At 62.2% G+C, this 18,265-nt stretch carries 16 protein-coding genes, 2 tRNA genes and 1 pseudogene; 13 read left to right on the top strand and 6 right to left on the bottom strand.

Features of this window, described 5'->3' with window-relative positions:
• Window positions 1–321: 321 nt before the first annotated feature.
• Both NCT05_RS09850 and NCT05_RS09845 read left to right on the top strand, forming a co-directional pair.
• A complete protein-coding gene (locus NCT05_RS09850; RefSeq protein ID WP_250434848.1) occupies window positions 322–750 on the top strand; it encodes a hypothetical protein in 429 nt (142 codons plus the stop codon).
• Between the two features lie 437 nt (window positions 751–1,187).
• Window positions 1,188–1,445, top strand: coding sequence for a helix-turn-helix domain-containing protein (locus NCT05_RS09845; protein WP_008349260.1), 258 nt, complete (start codon window positions 1,188–1,190; stop codon window positions 1,443–1,445).
• Window positions 1,446–1,781: 336 nt separating this feature from the next.
• Here NCT05_RS09845 and NCT05_RS09840 read toward each other — a convergent pair.
• Together NCT05_RS09840 and NCT05_RS09835 are read right to left on the bottom strand one after the other, a co-directional pair.
• Window positions 1,782–1,868 (bottom strand) — tRNA-Leu (locus NCT05_RS09840).
• A 137-nt stretch (window positions 1,869–2,005) separates the two neighbouring features.
• A tRNA-Leu gene (locus NCT05_RS09835) sits at window positions 2,006–2,092 on the bottom strand.
• Between the two features lie 268 nt (window positions 2,093–2,360).
• Here NCT05_RS09835 and rnr point away from each other — a divergent pair.
• The 7 genes and pseudogenes from rnr to rpiA all read left to right on the top strand — a co-directional run bounded on the left by rnr (window position 2,361) and on the right by rpiA (window position 8,477).
• Complete coding sequence (gene rnr / locus NCT05_RS09830; protein WP_250502196.1) at window positions 2,361–4,823, top strand: ribonuclease R; 2,463 nt, start codon at window positions 2,361–2,363, stop codon at window positions 4,821–4,823.
• Between the two features lie 103 nt (window positions 4,824–4,926).
• Window positions 4,927–5,670: a 23S rRNA (guanosine(2251)-2'-O)-methyltransferase RlmB gene (rlmB, locus tag NCT05_RS09825; protein WP_008349264.1), complete on the top strand. Its 744-nt coding sequence runs from the start codon at window positions 4,927–4,929 to the stop codon at window positions 5,668–5,670.
• Window positions 5,671–5,692: 22 nt separating this feature from the next.
• A pseudogene (locus NCT05_RS37195) lies at window positions 5,693–5,908 on the top strand (ScoMcrA-related endonuclease); the annotation flags it as partial.
• 327 nt (window positions 5,909–6,235) lie between these two features.
• Entirely contained in the window at window positions 6,236–6,493 is a 258-nt protein-coding gene (locus NCT05_RS09815; RefSeq protein ID WP_250502194.1) for an HNH endonuclease signature motif containing protein, read from the top strand.
• Window positions 6,494–6,561: 68 nt separating this feature from the next.
• Complete coding sequence (locus NCT05_RS09810) at window positions 6,562–7,329, top strand: N-acetylmuramoyl-L-alanine amidase (protein ID WP_250434873.1); 768 nt, start codon at window positions 6,562–6,564, stop codon at window positions 7,327–7,329.
• A complete protein-coding gene (locus NCT05_RS09805) occupies window positions 7,326–7,721 on the top strand; it encodes a SirB2 family protein (RefSeq protein WP_008349269.1) in 396 nt (131 codons plus the stop codon). The genes NCT05_RS09810 and NCT05_RS09805 overlap by 4 nt, the downstream gene beginning before the upstream one ends.
• Before the next feature lie 66 nt (window positions 7,722–7,787).
• The gene (gene rpiA / locus NCT05_RS09800; protein WP_008349271.1) at window positions 7,788–8,477 is read left to right on the top strand and encodes a ribose-5-phosphate isomerase RpiA; all 690 of its coding nucleotides are present in this window, start codon (window positions 7,788–7,790) and stop codon (window positions 8,475–8,477) included.
• Window positions 8,478–8,546: 69 nt separating this feature from the next.
• On the opposite strand, the gene NCT05_RS09795 is transcribed toward rpiA, so the two are convergent.
• The 3 genes from NCT05_RS09795 to NCT05_RS09785 form a co-directional block, all read right to left on the bottom strand.
• The gene (locus NCT05_RS09795; protein ID WP_033536392.1) at window positions 8,547–9,968 is read right to left on the bottom strand and encodes an undecaprenyl-phosphate glucose phosphotransferase; all 1,422 of its coding nucleotides are present in this window, start codon (window positions 9,966–9,968) and stop codon (window positions 8,547–8,549) included.
• Between the two features lie 33 nt (window positions 9,969–10,001).
• A complete protein-coding gene (locus tag NCT05_RS09790) occupies window positions 10,002–10,748 on the bottom strand; it encodes a Crp/Fnr family transcriptional regulator (RefSeq protein ID WP_008349275.1) in 747 nt (248 codons plus the stop codon).
• A 1,017-nt stretch (window positions 10,749–11,765) separates the two neighbouring features.
• On the bottom strand, window positions 11,766–12,794 hold the full coding sequence (locus NCT05_RS09785; RefSeq protein WP_502801780.1) for a DUF1839 family protein: 1,029 nt from the start codon (window positions 12,792–12,794) through the stop codon (window positions 11,766–11,768).
• Between the two features lie 377 nt (window positions 12,795–13,171).
• On the opposite strand from NCT05_RS09785, the gene NCT05_RS09780 reads away from it, so the two are divergent.
• The 4 genes from NCT05_RS09780 to NCT05_RS09765 all read left to right on the top strand — a co-directional run bounded on the left by NCT05_RS09780 (window position 13,172) and on the right by NCT05_RS09765 (window position 17,464).
• A complete protein-coding gene (locus NCT05_RS09780) occupies window positions 13,172–13,705 on the top strand; it encodes a GNAT family N-acetyltransferase (RefSeq protein WP_008349278.1) in 534 nt (177 codons plus the stop codon).
• A gap of 232 nt (window positions 13,706–13,937) precedes the next feature.
• Window positions 13,938–15,089, top strand: a complete 1,152-nt coding sequence (locus NCT05_RS09775; protein ID WP_250502193.1) for a glycosyltransferase family 4 protein — start codon at window positions 13,938–13,940, stop codon at window positions 15,087–15,089.
• 483 nt (window positions 15,090–15,572) lie between these two features.
• Entirely contained in the window at window positions 15,573–16,325 is a 753-nt protein-coding gene (locus NCT05_RS09770) for a FadR/GntR family transcriptional regulator (RefSeq protein ID WP_008349281.1), read from the top strand.
• A 146-nt stretch (window positions 16,326–16,471) separates the two neighbouring features.
• Complete coding sequence (locus NCT05_RS09765) at window positions 16,472–17,464, top strand: Gfo/Idh/MocA family protein (protein WP_250502192.1); 993 nt, start codon at window positions 16,472–16,474, stop codon at window positions 17,462–17,464.
• Window positions 17,465–17,499: 35 nt separating this feature from the next.
• On the opposite strand, the gene NCT05_RS09760 is transcribed toward NCT05_RS09765, so the two are convergent.
• The gene (locus NCT05_RS09760; RefSeq protein WP_034473185.1) at window positions 17,500–18,159 is read right to left on the bottom strand and encodes an amino acid ABC transporter permease; all 660 of its coding nucleotides are present in this window, start codon (window positions 18,157–18,159) and stop codon (window positions 17,500–17,502) included.
• Window positions 18,160–18,265: the final 106 nt, after the last annotated feature.

Genomic DNA, 18,265 nt, shown 5'->3' with positions numbered 1-18,265 from the left:
ACCATGCCACAGAATAAACAAGAGCATAACGACCGATTAGAACTCTAATTCGGAAGTCTCATTCTTTAGGATGTGTCCACTTCAAGGATTCGAGATTCGGGCGTTATGCTTTTGTTTCGCATTAGCACCGACAAAATCGAATGATTAGTTCGATTTACTAAACAAAATTAAAGCGATTGGATTCTTGACACCCCGCAGTACGCGGGGCGTCAAAGGGGCTGTGGGTCGTTCTTCGCGGGATGCGCCACAGCAGGTCACATCGGAGGGCTTCTAGTGTGACCACCTGCCACGCGTACGGTGGCCATAGGAGCATATTTGGAAATGGAGACGAGAGATCACTTAGTCAGGCTAAGCATGGGCGCCGTTCCTGATGACATCGGTGTTTCTGACTGGATGCTGCTTACGGGGGATGTGCTGTATTTGCTGGCCCGTTGCAGTGGAGAGGTCAGTTATCTGCGTGTGCCGCTGGATCTGGAACTGCTCAATAACGTGCGGAAGTCGACCATGCGAAAGGGAGATGGCGTGTATCGGAATAGTCGAGGTGAGCCGACACTGCTTGCCACGTATCTGGCCTTCGTTTTTCTGCAGCGGGACGTGCCGATTCAGGCTATCAGGCGCGAACTCGGCCTGTCCGAAGCGATGATGAATCTATTGCTCGTTGTCTGGCATTTTGCCGTCGGCGTCATCGATTGCGGTAGCCGATTGCAACTGATTCCCCCGCTGCCGTTCGAGGGAAACGGAGATGTCTAGCTCGTGGGAACGTCGGCAGCGCCAATTCGGAAACATCTGGTGGGGATGGCCGTGAAACGAGCTAAAAATATCGAGAACTCGCACCGCGATTGCCCTGGTCGAGGGGTGCGAGCGAGTATCGGTCCTGACTCCGCTCAGGCGAAGCCAGGACGCGTAGGAATGCCGTGATCGGGTTTGCAGACCCGCGCACGACGATCGCAAACTACAGTCGTCTCCTGTAGGCAGCAATCACCTGCCGTTAACAATCGGCAACAGGAGAGTAAGTGGTCCTAAATAAATGTGTTTACCGAGTCGAGCTAAAAATAAACTCGCTGTACAGAGAGACCGCGCCGATCGATCGGAGCTACGTTTTCGACAGCAAGCTCTATCTCTTTAGCAACGGCACGGACGGCTATAGCTATCGGTCCATATCGCTGGACTGCTCGGCGCCCAGGAAATTGCGCAAGGAGTTTCGGGTCGTCGAGGCGTCGCCGGGCGGCGGCGTCCGAGGACGCGTCGACTTCAAGAGGAAATTCCAGGCGCTGGCATTGCTGCACGATGGCGCGCCGGTCGTCGAGGTTTCGCGCGAGGTCAACTTGTCGGTGACGACGGCTTATCGCTATCGCAGGGAACTGCACGGCCTCGTCGCATTGCGCCCGCAGAACACGAATTCGCTGCTGCGGATGCTTGCCTTTCGGGGCGACGAAGCGCGATAAGCGAGGCGCGTCGGACGCGAGCCGGGTGGCGGAGAAACGCAGCTATTCGTCGCGCCGGCTTCTTGCGCAAAGCGGGTCATATCGACGCCCCTGCGCTCGCGGCTGAAGAAAGTGAACGCCGCGAGCACTGGCGCGTCGCAGTGTTCGCACGAATATGAATCGGCGAACGCAGATTCGTTTCGATTTCAATTCGACATCCGGGGACCGAATCGGAGACCGAATTGCGAACGGAAAGTGAAGGCGGAAAGCGAAGGCGGAAAACAAAAAACCCCGCGACGATGCGCGGGGTTTTTGCGTGCGATGCGCTCGAACGAGCGTCTCGCGAAAGAGGGACCTTGGTGCCCAGGAGAGGACTCGAACCTCCACGGTGTTGCCACCGCTAGGACCTGAACCTAGTGCGTCTACCAATTCCGCCACCTGGGCCAAGGGGTACAGCAAGCCCGCTATTCTAGCGGGAACGGGCGCCGTGTCAATCGAAAAGTCATACGACTCGTCTACGACAAAAACACGGTCTCCGCATAAAAAGAAAAAGCCACCCGAAGGTGGCTTTTTCAAACATCTGGTGCCCAAGAGAGGACTCGAACCTCCACGGTGTTGCCACCGCTAGGACCTGAACCTAGTGCGTCTACCAATTCCGCCACCTGGGCAAGGGTGCGTGTTACTTCAAATCTGCTGCGCTTTACTGATCGTTCGAATGAGTGTTCAGCAGCAGAGAACGCAATTATAGCGAGCCTGACGCATCTGTCAAGCGTTTCGATGCGATGCCTGTAACGAGCCGCGAAGCGCGCCGCGTCGGCGTCTCGCGCCCGTGGCGCTTAAAAGACGGGTGTTAGAATGACCCGCAACGATGACCGCATTATTGGTTACAAAGCACCGCAAAAGTCCCGTCCAACGAGAAAAAACACGACTACGCCCTTGAGCAAATATCCGTATCCGATTCCGAGCCGCGAAGAAATTCTCGGCGTGCTGCGCACGAGCGAGACACCGCATGCCGCGAACGACATCGCCGAAGCGTTGTCGATCAAGCGCCAGGAGCGCGAAGGATTTTTCAAGCGACTGGCGGCCATGGAACGCGACGGGCAAATCCGCCTCGACAAGCGCGGCCACTATCAACTCACGCATCCGTCGAATTTTGTTGCGGGGCGCGTGCAGGGGCATCGCGACGGCTTCGGCTTTCTGATCCGCGATGACGGCCAGGACGATCTCTTCCTCCCCAATGGCGAAATGCAGAAGGTCATGCACAACGATCGCGTGCTCGCGCGCATCGTCGGCTATGACCGGCGCGGACGGCCGGAAGGGCACATCGTCGAGGTCACGGATCGCGCCAACAAGCGCGTCATCGGGCGCCTCGTCAACGAGAACGGCGCGCTGATTCTCGTGCCCGAAGACAAGCGCATCGGGCATGACATCCTCATCACGCAAAATCCGAAGAAGGCGAAGGTCGGGCAGGTCGTGTCCGTCGATCTGACGGATTTCCCGAGCCGCCATTCGCAGCCGCTCGGACGCGTGGTCGAAGTGATCGGCGATATCGACGATCCCGGCATGGAAATCGAAATCGCGGTGCGCAAGTACGGCGTGCCGCACGAATTCAGCGACGCCGCGCTCGCCGCCGCCGCCAAGCTGCCCGACGAAGTGCGCGCGGCGGATATCCGTCATCGCGTCGATCTGCGCGACGTGCCGCTCGTCACCATCGACGGCGAAGATGCGCGCGATTTCGACGACGCCGTGTATTGCGAGCCGGTCGCCGTCGGACGTGGTCAGGGTTTTCGTCTGCTGGTCGCGATCGCGGACGTATCGCATTACGTGCGTCCGAACGAAGCGCTCGATATCGATGCGCTCGATCGCAGCACGTCGGTGTATTTCCCGCGCCGCGTGATTCCGATGCTGCCGGAGAAGCTGTCGAACGGCCTGTGCTCGCTAAACCCCGATGTCGATCGCTGCGTGCTCGTGTGCGACATGGTCATTACCGCGCGCGGCGAGATCAAGGCGTATCAGTTTTATCCCGGCGTGATGCACTCGGCGGCGCGCCTGACATACACCGAAGTCGCGGCCGTGCTCACCAACACGAAGGGTCCGGAAGCGGCGAAGCGCGCCGATATCCTGCCGCAGCTGCAGAACCTCTACGGCGTCTACAAGTCGCTGCATGCCGCGCGCCAGAAGCGCGGCGCCATCGACTTCGATACGACCGAGACGTATATCGTCGTGAACTCGCAGGGCAAGATCGAGCAGATCGTGCCGCGTCATCGCAACGACGCGCATCGGCTGATCGAGGAATGCATGCTGGCGGCGAACGTCTGCGCGGCCGACTTTCTGAAGCGCAACAAGCATCCCGGTTTGTATCGCGTGCACGCGGGGCCGACGGAAGAGAAGCTCGAAAACCTGCGCGCGTTCCTGCGCGGCGTCGGCTTGACGCTCACCGGCGGCGACAAGCCGCACGCGAGCGATTACGCCGCCCTCATCGCGCAGATTCGCGACCGGCCCGACGCGCAGATGCTGCAATCGATGGTGCTGCGTTCGATGCAGCAGGCCGTCTATAGCCCGGACAACATCGGCCATTTCGGCCTCGCTTATGAGGCGTACGCGCACTTCACGAGTCCGATCCGGCGCTATCCCGACTTGCTCACGCATCGCGCGATCTACGCGATCTTGCAGGGCAAGAAGTATCTGCCGGACGTCGGTCACGATGTTTTCCTGAGCACGGGCCTCACGAAAGCCGCGCGCGAACTGCAGAAGGCCGACGACTCCGCGCGTGGCCGCGCTCGCAACAGCGTCGCGATCTGGGAAGAGCTCGGGCTGCATTGCTCGTCCAACGAGCGTCGCGCCGACGAAGCCTCGCGCGACGTCGAAGCGTGGCTCAAGTGCTACTTCATGCGCGACAAGCTCGGCGAGGAATACGGCGGCATGGTGAACGGCGTGACGTCGTTCGGCATTTTCGTGCAACTGGATTCGCTCTTCATCGAAGGACTCGTGCATGTGACCGAGCTCGGCTCGGACTATTTCCAGTACGACGAGATCAAGAACGAACTGCGCGGCGAGCGCACGGGCATTCGCTACCGGATGTCCGATCGCGTGCGCGTGCAGGTGAGCCGCGTGGATCTCGATGCGCGCAAGATCGATTTCCGGCTGGTTCGCGATACGCCGGTGAAGCCGCCGTCGCCGCGTCCGTCGACCGGTGCGAGCGATGCAGCGGCTGCCGGCATCGGCGCGGGACCGCGTATCCGTCCGTTCGGCGACGACGACGTTCCGAGCACGCGTGCGCGCGGCGGCACGAAGAAGGGCGCGGCGCTTGCGGCGAGTCCGCGCGGCGGCGCGGCGAAGAAGCGCGGAGCGGCGTCGAAGTCGGCATCGCAGGGACGGCCGGCGCGCAAGAAACGTTAGGGCGGCGCGTCAATACAGCCGCCATCGAATACGCGCGGTCCGATGCTTCGTGCTTCGGACCGCGTCGTGCTTTTCAAGTTTTCACCGAAGGTTCGGATCAGTCATGTCACGTCTCAAGGTTCTATACGGATTTCACGCAGTGACCGCACGTTTGCGCGCGGATGCATCGTCGATCGAGGAGGTGCTGTACGACCCCACGCGCAAGGATCGGCGCATGCAGGACTTTCTGCGGACCGCGAAGGAAGCGGGCGTGCGGCTGATCGCGGCCGATGAAGCGCGTCTCTGGGGGCTGTCGGGCAACGTCCAGCATCAGGGCGTGGTGGCGCGCGCGCACGATCTGCCGCTCGCGCAGAATCTGGCCGAACTGCTCGATGGCATTTCGGGCACGCCTTTGCTGCTGGTGCTCGACGGCGTCACCGATCCGCATAATCTCGGCGCGTGTCTGCGCGTCGCGGATGCGGCCGGCGCGCATGCGGTGATCGCGCCGCGCGATCGCTCGGCGGGCCTGAACGCGACGGCGGCGAAGGTGGCGAGCGGCGCGGCGGAGAGCGTGCCGTATATCACCGTGACGAATCTGGCGCGCGCGCTGCGCGAACTCAAGGAGGCGGGCGTCTGGGTGATCGGCACGGCGGGCGAGGCGACGGCATCGCTTTACGAGACCAAGCTGGATGGCCCGGTGGCGATCGTCGTCGGTGCGGAGGGCGAGGGCATGCGTCGCCTGACCCGCGAGACGTGCGACGAAATCATGAATATCCCGATGGCGGGGACGGTCGAGAGTTTGAATGTGTCGGTGGCGTCGGGGGTTTGTTTGTTTGAGGCGGTGAGGCAGCGGGCGGTGAAGAAGTAAGGGTCAGGGTCCAACGTCATTCATGGCTTTGAAGCGACTTAGTGATCCTTCGGCGGTTCATGCCGCGCTGGAAGAATTCGATCGGATCGGCCGATCCGCGTTTTTGGATAAATACGGTTTCAGGGAAGCGCGAGACTATTTTGTCGTCTTGAATGGGCGACGCTACGATTCGAAGGCCGTCGCTGGCGCGGCTTGCGGCTACCAGTTTCCCGCCGTCGGACCGTTGCGTGCGAAAGATTTCAGTGGCGGCGCGCTCACGGTCGCGCGCAGGCTCGAAAGCTTGGGATTCCAGGTTTCGAGCCCGGGAGCGAATCCGGGCGCTTCGCAGCGAGTAAGCAGTACGTTCGCGCAAGCGGAATGCGAAGCCCGGGCGCGGGCAGAATCGAGCGGCGCATTCGATCCATCGTGCATCGAAGACGCCCGCAAGAAGACGCTCGTTTCCATCGTCGTAAGGCAAGGCCAACCCGCGTTTCGCAATGGACTGCTCAAAGCCTACGAGCGCCGTTGCGCGCTCACGGACTGCGCGGTCGAAGCGGTTCTCGAAGCGGCGCATATCTGCGGCTACATGGGCACTGAAACCAACGACGTTCGAAACGGCCTTTTACTTCGTGCGGACTTGCACACGCTTTACGACCGCATGCTGATTACGATTGACCCTGCGATCTATGAAGTGTCGATTTCGCCGGAGCTGAAGGGCAGCGAGTACGCCGCGCTAGCCGGCAAAAGGCTTCGGCTTCCGAAAGATCCGAAAAGCCAGCCGAGCCGCGACGCGCTTCTCACCCACTGGATGCACGTGCATTCGCTTCGAGAAATGCAATCGTGACGAGCACCACACGCGCGATTCGTCTTGCCGCAGCAATCTCCGCATGCCTGCTCACCGCCTGCACCGCGATGCAAGACCGCACCACCTACATCGCCGACACGCAGTACCACGCGAAGAACGCCGATTCCCGCATCCGTTTCCTCGTGATGCACTACACGGAGATCGACGAAGCGGGATCGCTCGCCGTCCTGACCGGCGACGAAGTCAGCGTGCACTACGTCGTCCCCGACGCCCCGCGCATCGAGAAAGGCGAGCCGGTCGTCTATCAACTGGTGCCGGAAGACAAGCGCGCCTGGCACGCCGGCGTGAGCTCGTGGCAGGGCGCGACGGAGTTGAACGCGTCGTCTATCGGCATCGAGAACGTGAATCTCGGTCCGATCGGCCCGCTGAGCGATGGAAAATGGCAGCCGTATCCGCCCGCGCAAGTCGATGCGCTCATCAAGCTCTCCCGCGATATCGTCGCGCGCTACCACATCCCGCCGACGCGCGTCGTCGGCCATAGCGACATCGCGCCGCAACGCAAGATCGATCCGGGTCCGCTTTTCCCGTGGCATGCGCTATACGACGCCGGCGTGGGCGCATGGCCCGACGACGCGGCTGTTGCCACGCATCTCGCGGGCCGCGATCCGAAGGCGCCATCGGACGTGCGCGCGCTGCAGGAAAAGCTGAAGCGCTACGGCTACGAAGTCGCGACCGACGGCGTGCTCGACGCCAAAACCCGCCGCGTCTTCAGCGCGTTTCAGATGCACTTTCGCCCGTCGGATCACGCGGGCAACGCGGATGCAGAAAGCGACGCGATCGCCCAGGCCCTGCTCGATAAATACTTCCCACAATGAACGACTGGTTTCCGACACTGCGCGCGATCCACATGACCTGCGCCGGCCTTTCCATCGCCGGATTCGTGCTGCGCTGGATCTGGATGCTGACGAATTCGCGCCTCCTCGCCGCGCGCGCGACGAAAATCCTGCCGCATATCGTCGATACGCTTTTGCTCGCGAGCGCCATCGCGCTGGTCGCGATCATCGGTTTTTCGGCGAACGCTGCGTGGCTCGGCGCGAAAATCGCGGGGCTCGTCGTCTATATCGTGCTCGGCACGTTCGCGCTCAAGCGCGGCCGCACGAAGGGCGCGCGCGCCGTTTATGGCGTGCTGGCGATCGTCGTGTTCGCGTTCATCGCGTCGGTGGCGCGCACGCACGATCCGCTCGGCTTCCTGCACGCGTTGGCATGATCCGCGAGGCCGTCGCCCGCGCTCCGATAAAATCTCAGTTTTCACCGATACAGCAGCACCGCTCCCATGACTCAAGACGAACTCAAGCAACTGGTCGGTCAGGCCGCCGCCGACTACGTGAACGCGAACGTGCCGGAAGGCGCGATCATCGGCGTCGGCACCGGATCGACGGCGAACTGCTTCATCGACGCCATCGCGAAGTCCAAGGCGCGTTATCGCGGCGCGGTGTCGAGTTCGCTCGCGACCACGGCGCGGCTCGAATCGCACGGTTTCAAGGTGTTCGATCTGAACGACATCGAAACGCTGTCCATTTACGTCGACGGCGCCGATGAAATCGACGCGAGCGGCGCGATGATCAAGGGCGGCGGCGGCGCGCTCACGCGCGAGAAAATCGTCGCGTCGGTGGCGGACGTGTTCGTGTGCATCGCCGACGCGAGCAAGCGCGTCCCGGTGATGGGCACGTTCCCGCTGCCCGTCGAAGTCGTGCCGATGGCGCGCACGGCGATCGGCCGCAAGCTCGCGGCGCTCGGCGGCGTGCCGATCGTGCGCGTGACGAAGGACGGCTCGCCGTTCATCACGGACAACGGCAACGAAATCCTCGACGTGAAGGGCCTGTCGATCACCGATCCGCGTGCGCTCGAAGCGCAGATCAACGCCTGGCCGGGCGTCGTGACGGTCGGTCTGTTCGCGGCGCGCGGCGCGAATATCTGTCTGCTCGGCACGGAGAACGGCGTCGAGCGCATCGACTACAAGTAAGTCACGCGCGCACCAAGCGAAAGGCCCGGCGATCCGAAAATCGCCGGGCCTTTCGCGTTTTTACGCCGTTCAATACGCGTTGCGTCCGATGAATCCCTTGAACATCGTCATCGCGACGATCTTGATGTCGAACCAGAACGACCAGTTGTGAATGTAGAAGAGGTCGAACTTCACGCGGCTTTGCATCTTCTCGACCTTTTCCGTCGCGCCGCGATAGCCGTTCACCTGCGCCCAGCCGGTAATGCCGGGCTTGATGCGGTAGCGGAACATGTAGCCGTAGACGAGATCCTTGTACAGATCGTCGTGCTCGATCGCGTGCGGGCGCGGACCGACCACCGACATATGCCCGAACAGCACGTTCAGGAACTGCGGCAGCTCGTCGAGGCTCGTGCGCCGCAGGAACGCGCCGACCTTCGTCACGCGCGGATCGTTGCGCGTCGCCTGCGTCACTCGACCGTGCTCGCGATGCACGCCCATCGAACGGAACTTGTAGATGCGAAACGGCCGTCCGTCCGCGCCCTTGCGATGCTGCGTGAAGAACACCGGACCCTTCGAGGTCGTCTTCACGGCGATCGCGATCGCGATCATCAGCGGCGAAAGCGCGAGCAGCGCGGCCGCCGCGAACAGGCGGTCGAAGAGCATCTTCGGCCACATCTGCAGCGTGCTGATCGGAGACGTCGTCAGGTTGATGGTCGCGAGCCCGGCGACATCCGTCATCGAATGATTGAAGAGCGAAATGCTGCGCGTGTCCGGAATCAGCCGCAGATTCACGAAATCGTGCCGCAGCGCATGCACGAAGCGGTAGATCGTGTGCTCCTGCGACAGCGGCAGCGCGAGCCACACTTCGTTGATTTCCTCGGCGCGCACCTTCTCGACGAGTTCGTCGAAATCGTTCAGCACCGGCAAACGATTGCCGCCCATGCCGATCGCGGTCGTCGGCGTGGGCATGCCGCTGATGCCGCTCGCGTGCAGTTCCTCGTCGCCGGTCGTATCGAGAATGCACACCGGAGTAAAGCCCTGTTCGGGCGTGCTGCACAGGTGCGCGAGCAAGGTCCGCGAGAAACCCTGCGCGCCGACGATCGCCACGGTGCGCTGATTCAGGCCGCGGCCGCGCATCAGGCGCAAGGCCGAGTACACGATCAGCTTCGAAGCGATGATGAGCGCGCCGGAAATGAGCGTCGAATACGCGAACCAGAGTCGCGACACCGTATCCATGCGATGTAGCGTGAAGGCGAGCAGCAGGGCGCCCGCGACGACCGCCATCCACGCCAAAGTGACGCGCGCCAGCATCATGGCGAACGGCTTGCCGCGCCAGGTTTCATACACGCCGAAAGCAGGGAAGAGCAGGAGGGCGAGTGCGGAGTTGAACGCGATCAGAAGCCTTTCGATATCGCTGACGAAATCCAGCGACGAAAAGCGTACGTCATGCGCGATCAATCCGCCCGCGATGATGAGACAGACATCCAGAACACGCGCCAGCCATGAGAACAGATCGAGGTTTTTTTCTTGCATTAATCCTAGCCGTTAGACACTTGAGGCCGATATCGCCTCGGTTGCACGAAGACGCGGAAGTAGTCGATCGAACTCCCGCTTGACGAGCCCGTAGCACTCGCATGCGCGTGCTTCCAGACCCTCGCGATCCACGACCTTGATGCAGCCGCGGCTGTGATGAATGAGACCCGCGTCGTGAAGCTTGCCCGCCGCTTCGGTCACGCCTTCGCGGCGCACGCCCAGCATGTCCGCGATCAGTTGCTGCGTGACCTGCAATTCGTTCGACGCCGTGCGATCGATTTCGATCAGCAGCCAGCGGCAAAGTTGCTTGTTCAGCGAGTGATGCCGGTTGCATGCCGCCGTCTGCGCGACCTGCGTGAGCAGCGCCTGCATATAGAGCAGCATCAGGCGGCGCAGGAAGTCCGAGCGGCCGAACTGCTCGCGCAACGCTTGCGCGCTCATGCGATACGCGAAGCCCGGGCATTGCACCTGCACGCGGGTCGGCATCGTTTCGCCGCCGGTCAGAACCGGCACGCCAGTCATGCCTTCGCGTCCCACCGCGGCAATCTCGACCGAACCGCCGTCTTCCATCGTGTGCAGCAGCGAGATGATCGCGGTCGTCGGGAAGTAGACGTGGTGAATCCGTTGGCCGGAGTCGCACAGCAGTTGCTCGGTGCGCAATTGCACGAGTTCGAGATGCGGCGTGAGCGCCTGCCATTCGTGCGCAGGAAGCGCGCCAAGCAGATGATTGCCGTGCAGGTCGGACTGGAGGGTCAGCATGATTGTTCTCTCTCGTAACTTTCGCGCGTTGCGCTTCAATTTTTATTTACTGATGTGACCGTTTTCGAAGATTGCCGCTTGCGCCGGTTCCTCGAGGAAGGATGACATCAGCCCCGTAGCCGCCCGTTTCGTACTTGAATTGCTTTTGGTTGATCGCACTGGTCTGGGTTGCGTGCTTCTATTAGCGAGGACTGTGCCAATGCGGGCAATCGCAATGCTGGCGGGGCCTCATAACTCGTGCACTTTTTGTGATGCAGCGCAGCGCTGCGTTTTTGTTTCAGTCTTGAACATCGGTGGTCTTAGGAATACGTGCGTGCCCCGATGAGTTTCATCAGCGCATACCCCTCGAAAGGCGGTTGAGGATTTTTTGACCACGGTGCGACAGGCCTCACGGGTCGACATCCCTTCGACATACCACCTTCTTTCGTAGGGACAATGGAAAATGATTCATCCGTGTTCCATCGGCTCCGTGGGCTGGCGAACGCGTGTTTATCCGAGCGCTGCTTGATTCCCCACGAAGCCTTGCCGGATAAGGCTTTGCCGGCATCGGGAAAAGTCTTCCGCGCGGCGTTGCGTGAAGCGGAAACGTTGCGCCCGTTGCACGAAGTGAAATCTGCGTGTGCGATTCCTCGCGCATAAGCGCCTCTTTAGCGCGGCTTTCGGCGAGGAATAGCCCACACAGGCCTTGTAGCGGCCCTCTCGCGAGTTCGGCATGCGACTAGCCGCCGTGAAACGTTTGCGCGTCATTCATCGGATTCATGGTCGGGCGCAGCGCATTTCAGTCGTGCGCGCGATGCCCTGAAATGTTTCATCGAGGACAATCTCATGCGGAACTCATTAACGCGGAGAAACCGGCGCGAAGAAATTCTCGCGGCGACATCACGAGGTCATAAAAACCCGTATAAGACGCGAACGTAAGCGAGTGAAAAAACCCTTGAAACAAGGGTTGAAATGTGTCTTTTTAAACAGTCGCTCCCGAGATGAAAGCGCGTGCGAATCGCGGTTCGACATCAACGTTCAGCACACGATGTCCGCAAGCGGAGGAATCACGCGTTCGTACGCATCCTCGATCAAGTCGAACGATGTCTCGCACAGCTCTCGTCGTCCGCGCGAAAGGGCGCGCGCGAGGCGGCACTGCATCACCATGGTTTCGCTCGCGATCTTGCGCGCGCCCGCATACGTCGGCACGGGAATGTCGAAGCCTTGTTCGCGCATCCACTGCAGATAATGCGCGAGCAATTCGAAGTTCGCGCCGAGTTGCCTCATCACGTTGAAGGCGTAATGACGCGCATACGATTCGCCGCGCGCAATCATCGTATCGAGATGCTCGGGAAACGCCGCGCGCCAACGCGTGATCGGATTGTGCATCGGACGTCGCAACAGATGCGCGCACAGCAGATCCGCCGATACTTCCGCGAGCGGCGTGCCCGACAGCGGCTCGCGCACGCGCTTGACAAACTCGACGTGCGGAAAAAGCGCCGGCTCGGGCGTCGCATTCGAGCGCAGCACGCCGTCGTAGTCTTCGCCGTCGAGAAGGTGATAACCCGTGTGATGAAAGTAGCCGAGACGCCGCGCATCGCGATCGATCACATCGATGCCGATGGTTGTCTTCGCATGCTCGCGGCGATACGAAGCCGTGCGCGTGTCCGGCAGATAGAACGCATCGACTTCGACGAGCACGATATTCGCGCGGCGCGTCTGCACGAGCGCGCGCTCTTCGAGCGAATCGAACACGGAAAGCTCCTGCACTTGCAGGCCGTAGAGTTTTTCAATGTCTTCGAACGGCAGCTTGCCGAGCGTGAACTGATCGGCTTCGAAGTCCTGAGCGACGGCGAACGCGAGCGCAGCGCGCGGTTCGAGCCCGTTGCCGTGCAGAATTTCGATCCACAGATCGACGGGCGCGACCGCTTCACGCCAGATGCGCTCGCCGCGATGCAGCGCGTGCGCGTGATGCCGCCGCGCACGCATGCGCAAGGGATCGAGTGACACGACGCGGGAACGACTTGCTCCTGAATCCGTCACACCGCTCGTATGGAACGCGCTCATGCCGTGACCTCGGGCCGGAAAGGCCGGCGTTCGATACCGCGTGCGCAATGGAGCGAATGTGCTTTTAATCGTGCGTCTCTATCGCGTTCGATGGCGGTATGCATTGTGATTTTCCCATGAAGGTGCCGTATTACGCGAGTGCTATCGACGCCATGCGACGCGCGCGCGGCAGCCCGCAACCCGGGCTGTAGCGCGGTCGCATTGATCGTCGGAAAGGCGTCTTTTTCCCCGGGACGCCTTTGTGCGTGTGGTCGAGCTTATTTGAAAGGCGCGCGCGTCATGGGTCGGTGCGATGGCGCACTGAATTCAGGCGGGTCGGCACGTAACGTTCAATCGTCGCAACGCCGGTAATTGCCGGTAAAGCATGGAGATAATCGATGAACTGGAAAACGCTGGATTTCGAACAACTCACTGCGCGGGAGCTTTATCTGATTTTGCGCGCGCGCAGTGCGGTGTTCGTCGTCGAACAGTCGCATGTCCATCTCGACCCGGATGGTCGCGATGAAACCGGCACGCACGTATTCGCCGCCGAGGACATGAGCCGTTCGATGCCCGTGCTCGCCTATGCACGCATCAACGAGGGCGACGCGGACGATCCGGAAGTCGTGGTGGACAAGATCTTGACGAGCCCGCTGCGTCGCGGCGACGGCACCGCGCACGCCCTGATCGAACGCGTGCTCGCGGTGACCGCCGAGCGTTGGCCCGGCCGCCGCGTGCGGCTGACCGCGCCGGTGAGCCTGCGCGGTTTCTACGAGGCGTTCGGCTTTCGCAAGACCGAAGGGCCGTTTCTCGAGCACGGCATGCCGTACATCGGTCTGACGAGAAAGGGCCGGCAATCGCGCGAAGCATCGGGCGCGAGCAAGGCTCCGTTCGCCGCGAGCGACAACGCCACGACGTACGAGTTGCTGTAAGCGCCACCAGAGACGCGCAGCGTGCGCCGCAACCGCGCGCGCGGCGAAAGAACCAACGCGGCAGTCAGCAGCATCGAAGGCGTGGACCGTCCGGGCATCGAGGCAATAACAAAGCGATAACAACGCGATAACAACGCGATCGGCGCGGCGCAGGCCGCTTCGAGACGCGTCCTCGAAACAATAAGATCGACGCCGCCGGCATGGGCCGGCGAGCGCACAAACAGCCTATCTCATGCGAATAGTCCATCTCGCCAATCACGCGCAGACGATCGGCAACGGCACCGTCAACATGATGGTCGATCTCGCCTGCATGCAGGCGCGCATGGGGCAGGACGTCGTGGTCGCATCGTCGGGCGGCGGCTTCGAGCCGCTTTTGCGTCGCCACGGCATCACGCATGTTTCGCTGCAGCAGTCGCGGCAACCGTGGCGCGTGCCGTCGATGATCGCGGGATTCAATCGCCTCATCGATCGTTTCGATCCCGACATCGTGCACGCGCACATGATGACCGGCGCGCTCATTTCGCGTTTCGGCAGCATGCGGCGGCGCTTCGCGCTCGTCACCACGGTGCATCACGAACTGCAGAAAAGCGCGGCGCTGGTGCGCGCGGGCGATCGCATGGTGGCCGTGAGCCGCGCGCTGGCGCTCGATCTGGAGGCGCGCGGCATCGGGCCGGCGCGGTTGTCGACCGTGCTCAACGGCGCCGTCGGCGCGCCGCGGCTCATCACGCGGCCGCCCGCGAAGCCGGTGCGGCTCAAGCATCCGAATATCGTCTGCGTGGCGGGGATGTATCGCAGGAAAGGGATTGCGGATCTTCTGCAGGCGTTCGCGCAGGTGCGCGAGCAGTCCGCGAGCGAGCGCGAATTCATGGCGGAGCCGCATCTGTATCTCGTCGGCGAAGGCCCCGATCGCGGATCGATGGAAGCGCTGGCAGCCGAGCTCGGCATCGCGGAGAACGCGCACTTCACGGGTTTCGTCGCCGATACGCGGCCGTATTTCGCGAGCGCCGATGTATTCGCGCTGCTCTCGCGCCAGGACCCGAGTCCGCTCGTGATCGCGGAGGCGCGCGAGGCCGGCTGCGCGATCGTCGCGACGCGCGTGGGCGGTATCCCCGAAATGCTCGACGACGGCGCTGCGGGTCTGCTCGTGCCCGCCGGCGACATCGGGCAGGCAGCGGCAAAACTGCGCTGGCTTCTGCTCGACCGGCAGGCGCGTGGCCAACTGGCGGCGCGCGCGCGTCACGGCCTGCAGCAGCTTTCCGTCGAAAGAGTCTGCGACGAGTACCTCGCGGTGTATCAGCAAGCGCTTACGGAGCGCGAAGCATTGAAGCGCCGGCAGATCGATCTCGACGCGCGCACACCCCGAACGACAGATGGCGCGATTTAAGCATAGGGCTGACAAATCGCCCCGCTTGCACCGCGCCACGGTACTTTCGTCCAAACCATCCGATCATACAAAAGGCAAAAGCGAGCCGGCTTCCGTTCGCGTTCGCACAGAAAGCCTACGAGATGCTTGCTCAAATGGGTGCATGATCGGTCCGATGGCAACAGCGGGCCGCGAAAGAACGCACACGCCGCGACGCGACGCAGCCATTCTTCAGTTTCCCTGATGAATGCCTGCGCGCGCGCGGCGCGAGCGCAAGAGATGCACGTGAAGCGGTAAGAAGTAAAAAACGAAACAGTGACGTCGAAGCCAGAGGGATTACCCTGTCAGGAAATTCCCAACTGGCATTCGAAGCAACGAAGACGCAACGTATCAAGCACGACGAATGGACCTGTCGGGAACCCGTCGTGCCTTTCGCAGCCCGGGAAGCGAAAGCGATGCGCTCATACACACGGCTACGGAACAGGCGAGAAGGGGAGAAGCGAGATGGATGACAACAAAGAGCGATCGCTGGTGGCGAAGGTCATGGACGGACTCGTCTCAGGGATCGTCGAGCAAAAATATGGCGCGATACTGCCACCGCAGGACATCCTCTCGAAGGAGTTCGACGTGAGCCGCACCGTCATGCGCGAGGCGCTCTCGATGCTGCTCGCGCGGCACATGCTGGATGTGCGGCCGAAAACCGGCACGCGCATTCGTCCGATGAGCGACTGGCGTCTCATCGACGAGGACGTGGTGAGCTGGCGTTTTCGCGCCAAGCCGGATCAGACGTTTTTACGCGATGTAATCGAATTCCGCATGCTGATCGAGCCGCGCGCCGCAGCGCTCGCCGCCGCCCGCGCGACGCCCGACGAAATCGCCGGGATTCGCGATGCATTCGACACGCTGTCGCGTCTGCAGGTCGGCGAGCCGGAATATCAGGCGGCTGACGAAGTGCTGCATACGCGCATCGTCGCGGCGAGCGGCAACCAGTTCTTTCGTCAGATGACGGCGATCGTGCGCGGCGCGCTGGTGACGGTCAATCCGATCGTCGACGGCATCGAGTCCGTGCGCGAAGCGACGCTCGCGGCGCAGAAGAGCGTCGTCGAGGCGATCGAGGCGAAAGATCCCGCCGCCGCCGAAGCCGCGACGCGCGCGCTCGTCGACCTGGCCGCGGAAGAAGTCGGCCGCGCGTTCTCGCTGGAGCGCGTGAACAGTCAGCCTGCGTCGCCGAACGTGAACGCGTCCGCGGGTGCGTAGCGGGTCCTCGAACGCATCGGACGATCGAATGTATCGAGCCGGGACATGTCCCGGCTTTTTGCCGTCTGAGCCCGCCGCGCGCAGTCGTCATGCGACGCAATCAGGCACAATGCGTCGCACGACGAATCTGGCGCACGGAGGCAGGCTTGAGCAATACGAATATCGATGAAAAGACGATCCGCTGGGGCATCGTCGGCGCGGGACGCATCGCGCGGCGCTTCGCCGACAGTCTCAGGCACGTCGAAGGCGCGCGGCTCGCGGGCGTGTGGTCGCGCCGCGAAGAACCGGCGCGCGCATTGGCCGATGCATTCGATGCCCGCGCATTCACCGATTTCGACGCGCTGCTCGCCAACATCGATGCGCTCTACATCGCGACCTTGCAGGACAGCCATCCGGCGTACGCGTTGCGCGCGTTCGCGGCGGGCAAGCCCGTGCTGTGCGAAAAGCCCGCAGCCGTGAATGCGCGCGAGCTGCAACGCATGATCGACGCGGCGCGCGCGGCGAACGTGTTGTTCATGGAAGCGATGAAGCCGCCGTTCTATCCGCTGTATCGCCGCTTGCGCGAGCATGTGCAAAGCGATCCGATCGGTGAAATCGGTCTCGTTCGGGCCGGCTGCTCGATGGCGAACGTGCCGCTCGATCATCCGTCGTTCTCGCTGGACGCGGGCGGCGGCGCGCTGCTCGATATCGGCATTTACGAGGCGTTTCTCGCGGTCGACTGGCTCGGCGAGGCGCTCGACGTGCAGACCATCGGACGGCTCGGCGCGACCGGCGTCGACGTCTTCGCGAGCCTGAACGTGCGCCACGAACGCGGCATCGCGCAACTGTTCTGCGGACTCGATCTGCAAGGCCGCGGCGATGCGCTCATCGGCGGCACGCTCGGCACGGTGACGATCCACGAGAACTGGTGGAATCCATCGCGCGCGACGATCGCTTATACGGACGGAAGAAAGGCCGAACTCGACGAGCCGTTCTCGGGCGGCGGCCTCAACTACGAAACCGCGCATTTCTGCGAGCTGCTGCGCGCCGGCGAAACCGAGAGCCCGGTCATGCCGCACGCAACGTCGATGCGGATGATCGCGATCATCGACGCCGCGCGGCGCGATTTGAATCTCAGGTTTCCGTTCGAAACCGACTAATGCGAAAAAGCCGCTTTTCAGCGGCTTGTTTTCGATCAGTGCCGCCCCGGCAGCGCGAGACGCCGCTCGAAAATCCGCTGCACGAATTCGAGCACGCTGCAAAGAATCCAGTAGACGAACGCCGCCGCGAGATAAAGCGGCAACGGCTGATAGGTCGCCGCGATCACTTCCTGCGCGCTGCGCAACAGTTCGGTCACCGTGATGACCGACACGAGCGATGTGTCCTTGATCAGACTGATGAGACTGTTCGACAGGCTCGGCACCGCGATGCGCAGTGCCTGCGGCCCGATCACGTAACGCAGCGTCTGCGCGCGCGACAGTCCGAGGCTATAGGACGCGAGCCACTGCCCGGCGTGGATGCCGAGAATCGCGCCGCGCATGCTTTCCGAGAGATACGCGGCCACGTTCGCCGACAGCGCGATCACGCCCGCGGGCGTCGGTTCGAGCGAGATGCCGAGGCTCGGCAGGCCGTAGTAGATGACGAAGATCTGCACGAGCAGCGGCGTGCCGCGCATCACGCTGACATAGCAGCGTCCGATCGCGACGAGCGCGCGGTTCTGGCTGATGCCCATCAACGCCAGTACGACGGCCGCGATGAGGCCGAAGAACATCGAGTAGAGCGCGAACTTGATCGTCAGCAGCGCGCCTTGCGCCAGCACGGGCGCCGATTGAACGAGCAGGGATGTCGTGGACATTTAAGAGACGCGTTGACTGAAACGGTGCTGAAGTGAAACAAACCGGCACATATTAAACCGAGCCGGCAAAAGAGAAGGGCGGCACCGTTACGATGCCGCCCTCGCG

It is taken from the genome of Caballeronia sp. AZ7_KS35, assembly GCF_023631045.1.
GTDB lineage: Bacteria > Pseudomonadota > Gammaproteobacteria > Burkholderiales > Burkholderiaceae > Caballeronia > Caballeronia zhejiangensis.
Note: the sequence above shows the minus strand (reverse complement) of the source record. Positions and strands in the feature narration are given on the sequence as shown.